Origin of the sequence: Sphingobacterium sp. B16(2022), from assembly GCF_012030425.1 — a bacterium.
GTDB lineage: Bacteria > Bacteroidota > Bacteroidia > Sphingobacteriales > Sphingobacteriaceae > Sphingobacterium > Sphingobacterium anhuiense.
In genome coordinates, this window is record NZ_JAAUVN010000003.1 from 314,736 (window position 1) to 329,459 (window position 14,724).

Consider the following 14,724-nt stretch of genomic DNA (forward strand, 5'->3'; position numbering starts at 1 on the left):
CTAATCAGTTATCGACTAAGTATGTCAACTAATTCCTCCTGTATGGCAACTCCTTTATCTTGATTATACCATTTTTGAATCTCTTCTTTAATGTCATTAAATTCAGCTCCTTTACCTTTCATCATAACAAATAGATCTGTACAGCCCTGAGGGCGCGGTCCCCATACAGCCAAGTCATCACCTTGCTCATTACGAATCACTAATTTAGGAATAGACTTTCCGCCATTGGTCAAATATTGGTTAATTGTATAAGGTTCCGAATCACGTAACTGTATATCCAGAACAAGCAATGGATTACTCTTCACCATCTGGTAAATCATGGGGACAGAATGAGCGGCATCACCGCACCATGGTTCTGTTATTAAGATCCAATGTTGCTTGGTTGCAATCCCGTTCATAAATGAAGCTGTTTCAGCATTGGGTTCAAATTTTTTCAACCAGCGATTCATTCTCGACCAATTTAATTTGGTGTAATTAAAGATTTCTTCGTCTTGATAACCTTCATAATTCTCGGGATTTTCTACGATAGCTTTAAAATAGGATACGTATTCTTCGAACTGCATATATTAGCTTTTATATTTTGGGATACAATATGACAAAATTTTGCCATTTGCACAATTCAGACGAAATAAAGAAACATAGAAATGACAGTTTGTCACCAATTCTGACGTTTACTTGTCAATTTTATTCATTTTCATCAAAACAAAATGATTGGCACAAGGGTTGATTAGGTAGGTATACAACAAACAGATTAGTAAAAAATAAATATATATAATATGTCTAAAATAATAGGAATCGACTTAGGTACGACCAATTCATGTGTTGCTGTAATGGAAGGTAACGAACCGGTAGTTATTGCTAACAATGAGGGTAAACGTACAACCCCTTCTATCGTTGCTTTTGTTGAAGGTGGCGAGCGTAAGGTAGGTGATCCAGCAAAACGTCAAGCGATCACAAACCCGACTAAAACTATTTACTCTATTAAACGCTTTATGGGTTTATCTTATGATGAGTCTGTAAATGAAGCGCAACATGTACCTTATAATGTAGTAAAAGGCGACAACAATACACCACGTGTAGAAATTGACGACCGTAAATATACACCTCAAGAAATTTCAGCTATGATTCTTCAAAAAATGAAGAAAACTGCAGAAGATTTCTTAGGTCAAGAAGTAACTGAAGCTGTAATTACAGTTCCTGCATACTTCAATGATGCACAACGTCAAGCAACTAAAGAAGCTGGTGAAATCGCTGGTTTAACAGTTAAACGTATTATCAACGAGCCAACAGCTGCTGCTTTAGCTTATGGTTTAGATAAAGCACACAAAGACATGAAAATTGTTGTTTTTGACTGTGGTGGTGGTACACATGACGTTTCAGTATTGGAATTAGGTGATGGTGTATTTGAAGTTAAATCTACTGACGGTGATACACACTTAGGTGGTGATGACTTTGATAATGTAATCATCAACTGGTTAAATGACGAGTTTAAAAACGAAAACAATGGCTTTGACTTGAAAAAAGATCCAATGGCATTGCAACGTTTGAAAGAAGCTGCTGAGAAAGCTAAAATTGAATTATCAAGCACAACTTCTACTGAAATCAATTTGCCATACATCACTGCTGATGCAACAGGCCCGAAACACTTAGTTCGTCCTTTATCACGTGCTAAATTTGAAAGCTTAGCTGCTGATTTGATCAAACGTACAATTGATCCTTGTCGTTCTGCATTGAAAAATGCTGGATTCAGTACAGGTGATATCGATGAGATCATCTTAGTTGGTGGCTCTACACGTATCCCTGCAATCGTTGATGCAGTAAAAGCATTCTTCGGAAAAGAGCCTTCTAAAGGTGTTAACCCTGATGAAGTTGTAGCATTAGGTGCTGCTATCCAAGGTGGTGTATTAACTGGTGAAGTGAAAGACGTATTATTATTAGACGTTACTCCTTTATCATTAGGTATCGAAACAATGGGTGGTGTGATGACTAAATTAATTGAAGCAAATACAACTATTCCTACTAAAAAGTCTGAAACGTTCTCAACTGCTTCTGATAATCAACCATCTGTTGAAATCCACATCTTACAAGGAGAGCGTCCAATGGCTGCTCAAAACCGTACGATTGGCCGTTTCCACTTAAATGATATTCCTTCTGCTCCTCGTGGTGTTCCTCAAATTGAAGTAACATTCGACATCGATGCAAATGGTATCATTAAAGTTTCTGCTAAAGATAAAGCAACTGGAAAAGAGCAAAATATCCGTATTGAAGCTTCATCTGGTTTATCTGACGAAGAAATCAAAAAAATGAAAGAAGAAGCTGAAGCAAATGCTGAAGCGGATCAAAAAATGAAAGAAGAAGCTGATAAAATCAATGGTGCAGATGCTTTGATTTTCTCAACTGAAAAACAATTAAAAGAATACGGAGATAAAATTTCAGCAGATAAAAAAGCGGCTATCGAAGCTGGTTTAGTAAAATTGAAAGCTGCTTTTGAAGCAAGAAGTTTTGCTGATATCGATTCAGCTTCTGCAGAAGTAAACAATGCTTGGAATGCTGCTTCTGAAGAGATGTATGCTGCTTCACAAGGTGGTTCACAACCTCAAGGTGATGCTGGTCAAGCAAACAATGGTGGTAACCAAGGTGGTGATGACGTAACTGACGTAGAATACGAAGAAGTCAAATAATTACACTCCTTTTAAATAATAAAAAGCTCGAAGATGAATCTTCGAGCTTTTTTATTATTAGACCAAGTCTGAATCTTCCAATTGGAATAATTCTTCTATACTTTTATCCAATACTCTTGATAACTTAAGTGCCAATACAGTTGAAGGAACATATTTCGCAGCTTCCAAGGCATTGATTGTCTGTCTACTTACTCCGACTTTATTTGCTAACTGTTCTTGTGAATAATCTTTCATCAGTCGATTGATTTTAATATTATTCTTCATGCGCTAACCTCCTATTCATTTTAAAAACCTGGAACCGAAAAATAATAATATAAAGCAATAATATAATATTTGGACTTAAAAATGCCAGGCTTATATACCAACTAGCATAAACAAATGCAATTAATAATACATTGAAAATAGCAAAAGAAATAATAGACCAGGACCTAGAATAAAGACGAATAGAATTAATCATTTCATCCTCATACTTATACTTCGTAAATGCAATAAAACTCAACCCTAAAAAGATCGATAAAAGCTGTAATGTTAGTGACATTTCTGTATTAATAATTTCAAAAGGGCCATCATTTCCTCCCAAAACTGCAAAAGTAGAAAAAGATAATTCGAAAGGCATAATCTCTACCCCTTTTATTCTTGGATAATTAGTAATTAAAATACTATTTTCTTTTAGCATATATAATGCCGTTGGGATTAAAAACATGAGGACTAATCCTAATCCAATCCACCGGAAGTACCGGGGTAATAAAGGAATTTTTTTCATAATGATTTTAAGTTTTATATTGTTAGTACGACAAATGTAAAACTAATCATACATATTGACAAGTGTTTTTTACAAAATGTAAAAAATACTTGTCAATCTATTATGTCTTTTATTGTGATGAATACTGGAGTGCTATTTTTTGTAATGGCTTAATATTCCTTTATCTAATGTTGCCCATATACCCGCTGGCATATTCGCCTTTTTAAGAGCCTCGTTCGTCCAAGTATTGCATGAGTAAAACATGCTGTAAGATCCTTTGGCTTCATAAAAAGCATCCGAATCACCATACTGTGCATTAGTATTAATTACAATTGGCTTATTTTCAGCATCATATTCCAACGATGATTTCACAAAATCAATAAGGATTTGATATTGTACTGTATCAATCATATACTTGTAACAGAGCTCATTCTCCTCCACTGATTTATGATAGGTAATATGTAGTGCCGTTTCACCAATGCCAGTTGCTGCTACAAATGCTGTCGAAGCTTTTAGATCTTTCCATTCTGGGGTATTTAAATAAAAGCCCTTATCTCCCCATCCTATTCCCATGTAAGTATATGTGGTATCTTTTCCCTTATTATTACTTAATGGAAATAGATGTGTCCAATCCATCAGATTATTTTTAACGGGGAATACTAGATCTGTATGCACACCATTTGACATAATATACAACGTTATATCTTTCGGTAGAGCAGAATTTTCTCTATGTGCACTTATTCGCGATAAGACACGTTCTGACAACCAATAAATAAATACAATTAGAATGAGTGTGATAAGAATATATAATAGCACTTTTAATATTTTTTTCATGTTTATAATGGACTTGATCTTAGAATGATAATACCTTCTAATACTCAAACATAAAAAAAACCCGCAACAAATATTGCGGGTTTAGAAAATACTACGATAATATTTTAAAATATTTTTTCTGGATATGCACCATCTGCAATCAATTTTAGGATTGATGCCTGCACAATTTCCTTATCTTCTTTATAGGTAACACCGAACCATTTTGATGAGGTCGGGATAACTTTAAAATCTGCTTGCTTTGTTTGCACGAAATAATCTGCTACAGAAGGAATGAAGAATTCAGATTTAGGATCTTCCGAATTTTTCTCAACAAAATCTCTAAACATGCCTTCAGCCACTTCAAATACTTTTGGAGTAAAGCCCCAGAAATTCATAGATACACGACTTTCCGGATCCAACTCTGTTATTACATCACCTTCTTCGAAAACTATTTTTTTCTCGCCTTCAATTTCTTTATAGTATATCTTAGTACGTTCCGTAACACTTTCCATATGTCCTGAAGGACTTACTACACATACCCCTCTAGATACATAACCATAATCGGATAACGTATTACCAACTTGAAATCCCATCAAAGCCATTTGGTCATCTGATACTTCAGTTGTTAAGAACTTAGCCATTTTTTCGTAAGAATCCGTACCGTAAAAATCATCTGCATTAATCACACAGAAAGGTCCATCAACGTGATTTTTTGCACTCATTACAGCGTGTGCAGTACCCCAAGGTTTAGCACGCTCTATTTCACGGTCAATACCATACTTCTTTAAATCAAAATCTTGGAAAGCGTAATCTACTTCGATTTTTCCTTTTAACTTTTCGTCAAAGACTTCTTTCATTTTATCTAAAAATTCTTCACGAATTATAAATACTACTTTGCCAAATCCAGCATTAATAGCATCATAGATAGAATAATCAATAATAGTTTCGCCGTGAGGCCCAAAAGCATCAATCTGTTTCAATGATCCGTAACGGCTAGCCATACCTGCTGCCAAAATTAATAAAGTTGGTTTACTCATATCCAATTTCTAGGTCGTTTCTAGTTTAAATTTGTGCAAATATATAAATATTAGATTACTTTTTCTTAAAGAATGCTGTTAACAAACCACTTGCCAGTTTCCCCAACAACTTTACCCCTTCTCTTGCAAGTGTGGTCGTCGCTGTTTTCTGAGCGGCTTCTAGTGGTGTTTGTCTTCTCGAACTGCTCTTAGCAAGCTTAGCCTCTTCTTTTTCTCGATCTTGCTGTATCTGCTGATCATTTGCCACTTTCATTCTTTCATCAACAATCTCAGCTGCAGAGCGATTTTCCTCACGTTGTTGATATTTCAAATACAAATCAGATTGTTTGACAAGCTGATCGTAAGTTGTTGCATCTGCAGGTCCCATGACAGCTCTTGCTGGTACCAGATGTGTGGAAACAACTTCTGTAGGAATTCCTTTATCATTCAGCACTGTAATGAGTGCCTGCCCTGTTCCTAAGGATGTTAATATTTGATCGATTGCATAAAAATCTGATTTAGGATATGTTTTGACAGTTTTTCTTAAATTCTCAGCATCATTCGGAGTAAAAGCACGTAAAGCATGCTGTACGCGATTCCCCAACTGTGCCAACACAGACTCGGGAATATCTGTTGGTGACTGAGTACAAAAGAATACGCCTATACCTTTTGATCGAATCAATCTAACGATCTGCTCTACCTGCGTCAGAAATGCTTTAGAAGCATCTTTAAATAGTAGATGAGCTTCATCAAAGAAAAATACCAACTTTGGTTTATCCAAATCGCCTACTTCAGGTAAATTTTTAAACAACTGGGCTAATATACTTAATAGAAATGTTGAAAATAACACGGGTTGATCCTGAACATCCGAAATATTCAATAAACTAATGACACCTCTGCCATCTACTTTTTGAAATAAATCTTCGATATCAAATTCCTTCTCTCCAAATATATGAGCAACACCCTGTTGTTCTATAGCAACTATCTTACGTAAAATAGTTCCGGAACTCGATGTACTTATTTTACCATAATCATCTTTAATCTCCTCACTTCCTGGACCATCGGCGAGGTAACTCAGTAACTTTTTAACATCATTAAAATCAACCAAAGGCATATTATGATCTTGTGCATATTTAAAGATTGCAGCTAACACTCCAGTTTGTGTATCATTCAGTTCTAAAATACGGGACAAAAGAATAGGACCAACATCAGATACTTTTATCCGCATTGTTGTTCCTTTATTACCTGTCAAAGAAAATAATTCGATGGGAAAACTCGCTGGTACAAACGGAACGCCCACAGCATCTCCACGATCTATAAGCGCTTGATTGGTTTGTCCTTCAACAGCTAAGCCCGATAAATCTCCCTTAACATCTAGCATAAACACGGGAACTCCTGCATCAGACAACTGTTCTGCAATTAACTGCAAAGTACGTGTTTTCCCAGTTCCGGTTGCTCCTGCAATTAAGCCATGTCGATTCATCATTTTTAAAGCCAGGTTAACTTTAGCCTCTGATAAAATATTACCGTCCAAAATACCTGCACCTAAATATATATAGGCTCCCTTTGGATTGTATGATGCTTTTACTTTTTCAATAAATAGTGTTTGATCTTCCATTACTTAATTTGCTAATTTTTAAAACCCAAACAGTTAACGCTTGAGAAATCTCTTCACTTTTTACATGTTATATTTCCTCTATTAAAGATAGAACGAAATATTGAGTCTTTGTAATTTTTTTGTCAGCATGGATTTTTTTTAAAAAATTTCACAATTTTTTAACATGAAAAATGTATTTTTACATACTCTAAATAGGGGACAGATACAGTTTTGAAGAAAGATGTTTAATAAAAAAATTAGAAATATAGCCGCTTTATTATGTGCTTTAATCTTTTTCACAAAGATGAGCATATCAATAACACCTATATTTTCATCTTTATTAGATCAAAATACCATTCTTCAAATTGTGCTTCAATTAGAAATTGAGAACAACAATGGAGCACATAGTGATCATAATGAGTCCGGATCAAAGTTTTTTAATGCCAAAACTGAAGAATCTTACTTTCTAGCGATCATAACTGATAACCACGGAAAACAAAAGCACTACTTGAAAAATGAAAAAAGTATTCGTGCATTCCACCCATCTGTTCCTACGCCGCCTCCTAACTGCTAGGCTTCCTGTACATGCTTTGGCATGACCTCAACTTTGGTCAGATCTGACTAAAGGAAAATCTTATATAAAAAAAACAGGTAAAATTTTAGACAAAAACTAATGTTTGGAACTCGTATGTCTGCTTTTCTGAAACTATCGAAAAGAGACTTAAAATATGATGTACCCGCTAGTGTTGTGGTGTTTTTAGTAGCACTTCCACTATGTTTGGGTATTGCAATGGCTTCTGGTGCGCCATTGTTTGCAGGATTGTTAACTGGAGTAATTGGCGGTGTAGTCGTTTCTTCTATCAGTAAATCACCTTTAAGCGTCAGTGGTCCTGCAGCTGGTCTTACAGTTATCGTTTTAGGAGCCATTCAGAGTCTTGGAGCTTATGAAACGTTTTTATTAGCCGTAGTTATTGCTGGAATACTTCAGTTGATTCTAGGTATTGTAAAGGCGGGAATGATTGGTAATTATTTCCCATCCTCGGTTATTGTTGGAATGCTTGCTGCCATTGGGATTACCATTATATTAAAGCAAATTCCTTTGGCACTTGGTATGTTGGAAACACATGCTTTTGAGCTTGATAACGGCCATGGAATTGGCGCATTTACAGACACTTTGGTATCTTCAATTGGCCCTGGGGCTTTGATTATCTGCATCTTATCACTGATTGTTTTAATTTATTGGCCAAGCATACCGAAATTGAAAAGCATTCCTGCTCCACTAATCGTAGTGGCTTTAGGTATCGGATTATCATTTGCCTTTAATGGAACAGCATTTCAATTAGCAGAGTCACAGTTTGTACTTGTACCGATTGTTAATTCCTTTGCAGAATTTACAGGGCTGTTTACGCTTCCCGATTTTACACAGATCATCAATAAAGAAGTTTGGATTGTCGCTTTCACCATTGCGATCATTGCCAGTTTAGAAACACTATTGAGTATTGAAGCGGTCGATAAAATTGATCCATTTAAAAGAAATACGCCGACCAATCGGGAACTGATTGCACAAGGAGTTGGTAACATAACAAGTGGTCTATTGGGTGGTTTACCAATGACGTCAGTTATTGTACGTTCATCAGCGAATGTAAATGCTGGAGGAAGAACAAGACAATCTGCCTTACTTCATGGTATGTGGTTATTACTAGCGATTCTGATCATACCTAACGTATTAAATTTTATCCCACTATCTTGTTTAGCTGCTATTTTATTGCAAACTGGCTATAAGCTAGCGAAACCAGCTTTATTTACATCTATGTATAAAAAAGGACTTGACCAGTTTATTCCTTTCTTTGCAACAATTGTGGCAATTGTATTTACAGACTTATTAATGGGTGTAGGTATTGGTCTTGTGGTAGCCACTTTTTATATTTTAAAAGCTAATATGCAGAATGCTTTCAAATTTGATATCGTCAAACAAAATGATTACGACAAAGCTGTAATCACTTTAGCGGAAGAAGTATCTTTTTTAAACAAAGCTCCTATTCAACAAAAGCTTTATAGTCTTCCAAAATCTGTTGGCCTTATTGTTATTAACGGTACAGGTAGTAAATTCATTGATAAAGATGTTATCGAGGTCATTAAAGATTTTGAACAGAATGCCCTGACCAAAGGAAAGCGCATTGAATTGACAGATATTGAATACAAGAAAAAATAATAAAATAAAAACAATTAATTAACGAGATTTGTATCCTATAAGGGATAAAACATACAGCACATGACTGAATGAACTGTATTAATATATATATAAAATGGAAAAAGATTTAGAAATAGGATTTAAAAAAATTTTACAAGGAAATCGTGAGTGGATGGACTTTGTTAAGAATGATACGACTGGTCGTTTTCAACAATTAGCAAAAGGTCAAAATCCAGAAATTTTATGGATTGGTTGCGCTGATAGTCGTGTTCCTGCAAATGAAATCACAGGTACTAAACCTGGAGAAGTATTTGTACACCGTAATATCGCAAACATGTGTGTGCATTCGGACATGAGCATGTTATCAGTACTCGATTATGCTGTAAATGTATTGAAAGTAAAGCAGATTATTATTGCTGGTCACTATGGCTGTGGTGGTGTAGCGGCATCATTAAGCCGTAATCAATTTGGAATTATTGATAACTGGTTATGTCACATCAAAGATGTTTATCGTTTACATGCAGCAGAAATAGATGCAATTGATGAACATGATAAAAAAGTTGATCGTTTAATTGAGTTAAATGTGCAAGAACAGGTATTTAACTTATGTACAACTTCTATTATCCAAAATGCTTGGAAAGACAGAAACGATCTAGCTGTTCATGGAATGGTCATCAACATTGGAACAGGTGAATTAACAGATCTTGATTGTACGTTCACGAGTAACGAAGATCTTGGAGATGTATTCTCTTATAGATAGCATATAAAAGGATCGGGCAACCGATCCTTTTACTATTAAAAACAGTTCTTTACAGCATCTCTTCTCTCCGTTACAACTCACTCATTTTTCTTTCGAAACAACTTACTTTAAAATGTAAGAACTACTACGGATAATTCGAAGTAATACTTAACTTTGTATTATGATAAACGAGGAGAAATCATTAAATTTTATTGAAGAAATTATCGAAGCAGATCTTCGTAATGGGACCCATGATGGGCGTGTATTGACACGTTTCCCTCCCGAGCCTAACGGCTATCTTCACATCGGTCATGCAAAATCTATTTGCCTAAACTTCGGTTTAGGGCAAAAATACAATGGCCAGACCAACTTACGTTTTGACGATACTAACCCCGTGACAGAAGATACGGAGTACGTTGAAAGTATTAAAAACGACATTCAATGGCTTGGCTTCAACTGGGCACAGGAATTATATACTTCTGATTATTTTGACACCCTTTATCAATATGCTGTAGACCTCATCAAAAAAGATTTGGCTTATGTAGATGATAGTACTGCCGAAGAAATTGCAGCAGCCAAAGGTACGCCAACTGAACCTGGAGTTCCAACTCCTAATCGCAGTCGTAGCATTGAAGAGAATTTGGTTCTTTTTCAAGAAATGAAAGATGGTAAATACCAAGATGGTGAAAAAGTGTTACGTGCTAAGATAGATCTTGCAAATCCAAATATGCACTTACGTGATCCGTTGTTATACCGCATCAAACACGCGCATCACCACCGAACTGGAAATAAATGGTGTATTTATCCCATGTACGATTTTGCACATGGACAATCCGATTCTATCGAAAAAATCACACATTCTATCTGTACGTTAGAATTTATTCCACATCGTGCATTGTACGACTGGTGTATTGAAAAACTAGAAATCTATCCTTCAAAGCAATATGAATTTGCACGTTTAAACATGACCTACACCGTTATGAGTAAGCGTAAGCTTTTACAATTGGTAAATGATAAATTTGTAGAAAGTTGGGATGATCCACGTATGCCTACTATTTCAGGTTTACGCAGAAGAGGTTATACTCCAGCAAGTATCCGTACTTTCTGTGATAAGATCGGCGTCGCTAAACGCGAAAATATGATTGATGTGAGTCTGTTGGAATTCTGTATTCGTGAGGATCTGAATAAAACAGCATGGAGAAGAATGGCTGTGCTAGACCCTATTAAATTAGTGATCACAAACCTTCCTTCTGACCACATTGAAGAACTACATGGTGAAAACAACCCAGAAGTTGAGGGTGGTGAAGGTTCTCGTATGATTCCTTTTTCAAATGAATTATGGATTGAACGTGATGACTTTATGGAAGATGCTCCAAAGAAATTTTTCCGTTTAGGTCCTGGCCTTTCTGTGCGTCTAAAAAATGCATATATAGTAACCTGTCATGATTTCGTTAAAGATGCAAATGGTCAAGTAACAGAAGTACACTGTACTTATGTGCCCAATTCAAAATCTGGCGAAGATACTTCAGGAATGAAAGTTAAAGGAACTATTCACTGGGTTTCTGTGCCACATGCTAAAGAAACAGAAATCAGATTGTACGATCGTTTATTTAACGACGAGAATCCTGCTGCTTCAGAAAACTTCAAAGAATCGATTAATCCAGATAGTTTAAAAATCAGCAAAGCATTTATTGAACCTGATTTGTTAAATGCAATCCCTGGAAAAGGTTATCAGTTTATCCGTTTAGGGTATTTCACTTTAGATACATCTTCTAAACCAGATCACTTGGTTTTCAACCGTACGGTCGGACTAAAAGACTCTTGGGCCAAGGAAGTTAAAAAAGGATAATATTAATATTAACAAAAAAGGGAAGCAGCTGCTTCCCTTTTTTTAATATATCATTCTGATAGATACATCTTTTTATATTTATTGCTCAGCTCAGCAATATATGCATATCGGTCCTTTTCTTTTGTATTAGAAAGTATACGTTCATATAGATCGACCGAGTCAAGAGCCATCCTTATATTTTGAACTTCCAACCCGTTTTCAGGTTTGTCAATAGCTAGTTGTTGATAATAATCCATATGCTCTGTTAAAAATTTCATATTACGATCAACCAGCTGGTTTGCAAATTTTATTTCTCCAGTTTTATAAAGCGTATCAATAACATCCCCATAACTCGTCACATCAGACATGCTATATAGTCTTTGGGGTAATTCATTAAATGCTTTTACTGCCACTTGTCTTGCTTTTTCGGTCTCCCCTTTTGCCAATAGGGTTCGCGCTGCTTTCCCGAAAATCTCCTCTGCATACATACCTGCAAAACGGAAGGAATCCGTATCAAGGTAAGTTGCTTGATGTATGTTTCCCCAAGCGTATTTATCAACAATATTTTTATATAATTTATCGACATTAATTAGAGACTCCCCTTTTTCAAGCTTTGCTTCTATAGGCATCAACCGTTTGGCAAACCCTTCATTAACCATGTATTTATCCAATCCCATCAAACTTTCAGCGGGTACCATTCCTGAAAAATAAATTGGTCTTTTCCAATTATTATTCACAAGAACAGACATCAAGCCTAGATCTGCGCGGGTGACGTAATCATTACCAAAAGTCCACTCCATTTGTTTTGGGATCTCACTTTCCCATTCTTGAGGTACGACTTTATTTCTAATGACATCTTCCTTATTCACGGCAAGCTTCAAGCTTTTTGTTGGCAGAAAGTTTTCATATTGTCCGTCTCTCATTTGAAGTTTGTTATCATTACTATCTGATAATAAAAAATCCAACAACAAGTTTATATCTGTAGATCCTGCTAAATTCAGATCATGGTAAGGCAAAGATTCTCGAAGGCCTTTTGCCACCTTTTCATTCGGTATCGTGATCGGCAATCCTGCGGCCTGATAGGTACCATTTTTCACCTGGCGGAAATACCAGTCAGAAGTCAAATAACTGATCACCACTATTCTAACATCCCGCCGAACACCTTCTACTTCTTGTAAATACCATAGCGGAAAAGTATCATGATCACCGTAAGTAAACAGGATCGCATTGGGAGCACAGGTTTCTAAATAATTTTTCGCCATATCCCGAGCTAACGATTTCTCCGATCGATTATGATCATCCCAATTTTGACTAATAAGAATCAATGGGCCAGCTATGAGACATAATGATGTAGCAAGCAGATTTGCATTTCTTTCATTAATATATTTTTTAAAAAATTCAGAAATAGCAAATACACCTAATCCAATCCAGATTGCGAAAGCATAAAATGATCCTGCATAAGCATAATCACGTTCACGTGGTTGCAAAGGAGATTGATTTAAATAGATAACGATGGCCAATCCTGTAAACATAAATAAGAGACTAACAACAGTTGCATCTTTCTTGTTACGTTTAAAATGCCATAGTGCACCTGCGAATCCAATTATTAGCGGAAGGAAAAAATAGGTATTCCGAGATGGATTATGGATCATTTCATCCGATAATTTAGATTGTCCACCTACATGTAAATTGTCGATAGCCTTAATCCCTGATAACCAATTTCCTTCTGTTAAAGAACCGTGTCCCTGCTGATCATTTTGCCTTCCAACAAAGTTCCACAGGAAATAACGTGCATACATATGCCCCACTTGATAGTTAAAGAAGAATTTCAAGTTGTCAGCAAAATTTGCTTTTCTTCCTTCTTCAATACCTAAATAACCTTTATAAAAATATTGATGATAGGGTTTTTGACTGTAAATCCTTGGGAAAATGGTTTCTCTATCAAATTGATAACTTGCGGCTCTTTTTATTGAAGTATACTGGTGGTTGTCTTTTCTATAATCAATACGTTCATTGATACCTATGGGATTTGCATCAAAATATTGCCCTTTTATGAGTGGCTCTGATTCATACTGTTCTCTACTTAAATAACCCAAGAAAGAAAATACGTTTTCAGGATCATTATTATTTAAGGAAGGGTTAGCATTAGCCCTTAGCAATACCATAGTGAAAGAGCTATATCCTAATAAAATAAAACAAGTTGCCAAAATCGCTGTATTCAAAATAACTTTTCCTTTTCTTATGGAGTAATATATGCCATAAACTAATGCCGATAAGATCATTATGATAAAAACGAATATGCCCGAGCCAAATCCTAATCCAAGTGTATTGACAAAAAACAAATCAAACTTGGCAGCAAATTTAATAAGGTACTGGATTATTCCCCACAGAATAATGGCCAATATTCCTAGTCCAATAAACAATGCTTTACTAATTCCCCAAAACGTTGTACGATCAGTTTTCTTAAAATAAATAATAAGTGCTATCGCTGGAATAACTAATAGATTCAATAAATGAACTCCTATTGAAAGTCCAATAATATAAGCGATGACAATAAGCCAACGATCTGCATGCGGTTTATTTGCACGGGCTTCCCATTTTAGAATTGCCCAGAATACGACTGCTGTACATAAGGATGACATCGCATAAACTTCAGATTCTACTGCTGAATACCAGAATGTATCGGAGAAACTGTAAGCTAAAGCTCCCACCATGCCTGCTCCCATTATTTTAATCAGATGATTTTTATCATTGGATTGATGATCAGATTGGATAATTTTTCTTGCTAATGCTGTTATGGTCCAAAACAAAAACATAACTGTCAAACCACTGCATATAGCAGAACCCACATTCATCCAAAATGCAATCTGAGCTAAATTTCCTAAAGCAAAATTTGAAAATATATTCTGCAACATTAGAAACAAAGGTGCTCCAGGCTGATGAACAATCTGAAGTTTATATGCTGATGCAATAAATTCACCAGTATCCCACCAACTTGTTGTTCGCTCTGCTGTGATAATGAAAACGGATGTTGCTATGATGGCACATAGCCAACCTAACACGTTGTTTACTTTCTTATAATCCATGAATGATTCAGGTTTAATTGATTATTTGATA

At 35.7% G+C, this 14,724-nt stretch carries 12 protein-coding genes; 5 read left to right on the forward strand and 7 right to left on the reverse strand.

All coding sequences use genetic code 11. From position 1 onward, the window contains the following. Positions 1 to 8 precede the first annotated feature (8 nt). Complete coding sequence (locus HCX49_RS15940; RefSeq protein ID WP_021190152.1) at positions 9 to 563, reverse strand: thioredoxin family protein; 555 nt, start codon at positions 561 to 563, stop codon at positions 9 to 11. A 213-nt stretch (positions 564 to 776) separates the two neighbouring features. On the opposite strand from HCX49_RS15940, the gene dnaK reads away from it, so the two are divergent. Beyond that, positions 777 to 2,681 (forward strand): molecular chaperone DnaK, encoded by a 1,905-nt coding sequence (gene dnaK / locus HCX49_RS15945; RefSeq protein ID WP_132769309.1) that lies wholly within the window; start codon positions 777 to 779, stop codon positions 2,679 to 2,681. A 57-nt stretch (positions 2,682 to 2,738) separates the two neighbouring features. Here dnaK and HCX49_RS15950 read toward each other — a convergent pair whose 3' ends face one another. From HCX49_RS15950 to HCX49_RS15970, 5 genes are all read right to left on the reverse strand, one after another. After that, entirely contained in the window at positions 2,739 to 2,945 is a 207-nt protein-coding gene (locus HCX49_RS15950; RefSeq protein WP_021190153.1) for a helix-turn-helix transcriptional regulator, read from the reverse strand. Then, entirely contained in the window at positions 2,935 to 3,444 is a 510-nt protein-coding gene (locus HCX49_RS15955; protein ID WP_168127622.1) for a hypothetical protein, read from the reverse strand. The genes HCX49_RS15950 and HCX49_RS15955 overlap by 11 nt, the downstream gene beginning before the upstream one ends. A 132-nt stretch (positions 3,445 to 3,576) precedes the next feature. Then, entirely contained in the window at positions 3,577 to 4,257 is a 681-nt protein-coding gene (locus HCX49_RS15960; protein ID WP_206368541.1) for a TIGR02117 family protein, read from the reverse strand. A 104-nt stretch (positions 4,258 to 4,361) separates the two neighbouring features. Beyond that, the gene (locus tag HCX49_RS15965; RefSeq protein WP_132769311.1) at positions 4,362 to 5,273 is read right to left on the reverse strand and encodes an NDP-sugar synthase; all 912 of its coding nucleotides are present in this window, start codon (positions 5,271 to 5,273) and stop codon (positions 4,362 to 4,364) included. 55 nt (positions 5,274 to 5,328) lie between these two features. Next, complete coding sequence (locus tag HCX49_RS15970; protein WP_168127623.1) at positions 5,329 to 6,870, reverse strand: helicase HerA-like domain-containing protein; 1,542 nt, start codon at positions 6,868 to 6,870, stop codon at positions 5,329 to 5,331. Positions 6,871 to 7,153: 283 nt separating this feature from the next. On the opposite strand from HCX49_RS15970, the gene HCX49_RS15975 reads away from it, so the two are divergent. The 4 genes from HCX49_RS15975 to HCX49_RS15990 all read left to right on the forward strand — a co-directional run bounded on the left by HCX49_RS15975 (position 7,154) and on the right by HCX49_RS15990 (position 11,628). Then, complete coding sequence (locus HCX49_RS15975; RefSeq protein WP_031288376.1) at positions 7,154 to 7,423, forward strand: hypothetical protein; 270 nt, start codon at positions 7,154 to 7,156, stop codon at positions 7,421 to 7,423. 99 nt (positions 7,424 to 7,522) lie between these two features. Next, the gene (locus HCX49_RS15980) at positions 7,523 to 9,061 is read left to right on the forward strand and encodes a SulP family inorganic anion transporter (RefSeq protein WP_031288378.1); all 1,539 of its coding nucleotides are present in this window, start codon (positions 7,523 to 7,525) and stop codon (positions 9,059 to 9,061) included. A 94-nt stretch (positions 9,062 to 9,155) separates the two neighbouring features. Continuing rightward, positions 9,156 to 9,800, forward strand: a complete 645-nt coding sequence (locus HCX49_RS15985) for a carbonic anhydrase (RefSeq protein ID WP_021190157.1) — start codon at positions 9,156 to 9,158, stop codon at positions 9,798 to 9,800. 160 nt (positions 9,801 to 9,960) lie between these two features. After that, positions 9,961 to 11,628, forward strand: a complete 1,668-nt coding sequence (locus HCX49_RS15990) for a glutamine--tRNA ligase/YqeY domain fusion protein (RefSeq protein ID WP_132769315.1) — start codon at positions 9,961 to 9,963, stop codon at positions 11,626 to 11,628. 50 nt (positions 11,629 to 11,678) lie between these two features. Here the strand turns inward: HCX49_RS15990 and HCX49_RS15995 are convergent, their stop codons facing one another. Beyond that, positions 11,679 to 14,693 carry a protein O-mannosyl-transferase family gene (locus tag HCX49_RS15995; protein WP_132769317.1) on the reverse strand — a complete coding sequence of 1,005 codons (3,015 nt, stop codon included), beginning with the start codon at positions 14,691 to 14,693 and terminating at the stop codon, positions 11,679 to 11,681. Positions 14,694 to 14,724: the final 31 nt, after the last annotated feature.

What these genes read in the sequence shown, in the direction of transcription:
- HCX49_RS15995 (WP_132769317.1), bottom strand. Translation starts at nt 14,693, where the DNA reads ATGGATTATAAGAAAGTAAACAACGTGTTAGGTTGGCTATGTGCCATC.
- HCX49_RS15990 (WP_132769315.1), top strand. Translation starts at nt 9,961, where the DNA reads ATGATAAACGAGGAGAAATCATTAAATTTTATTGAAGAAATTATCGAA.
- dnaK (WP_132769309.1), top strand. Translation starts at nt 777, where the DNA reads ATGTCTAAAATAATAGGAATCGACTTAGGTACGACCAATTCATGTGTT.
- HCX49_RS15940 (WP_021190152.1), bottom strand. Translation starts at nt 563, where the DNA reads ATGCAGTTCGAAGAATACGTATCCTATTTTAAAGCTATCGTAGAAAAT.
- HCX49_RS15955 (WP_168127622.1), bottom strand. Translation starts at nt 3,444, where the DNA reads ATGAAAAAAATTCCTTTATTACCCCGGTACTTCCGGTGGATTGGATTA.
- HCX49_RS15950 (WP_021190153.1), bottom strand. Translation starts at nt 2,945, where the DNA reads ATGAAGAATAATATTAAAATCAATCGACTGATGAAAGATTATTCACAA.
- HCX49_RS15965 (WP_132769311.1), bottom strand. Translation starts at nt 5,273, where the DNA reads ATGAGTAAACCAACTTTATTAATTTTGGCAGCAGGTATGGCTAGCCGT.
- HCX49_RS15980 (WP_031288378.1), top strand. Translation starts at nt 7,523, where the DNA reads ATGTTTGGAACTCGTATGTCTGCTTTTCTGAAACTATCGAAAAGAGAC.
- HCX49_RS15970 (WP_168127623.1), bottom strand. Translation starts at nt 6,870, where the DNA reads ATGGAAGATCAAACACTATTTATTGAAAAAGTAAAAGCATCATACAAT.
- HCX49_RS15985 (WP_021190157.1), top strand. Translation starts at nt 9,156, where the DNA reads ATGGAAAAAGATTTAGAAATAGGATTTAAAAAAATTTTACAAGGAAAT.
- HCX49_RS15975 (WP_031288376.1), top strand. Translation starts at nt 7,154, where the DNA reads ATGAGCATATCAATAACACCTATATTTTCATCTTTATTAGATCAAAAT.
- HCX49_RS15960 (WP_206368541.1), bottom strand. Translation starts at nt 4,257, where the DNA reads ATGAAAAAAATATTAAAAGTGCTATTATATATTCTTATCACACTCATT.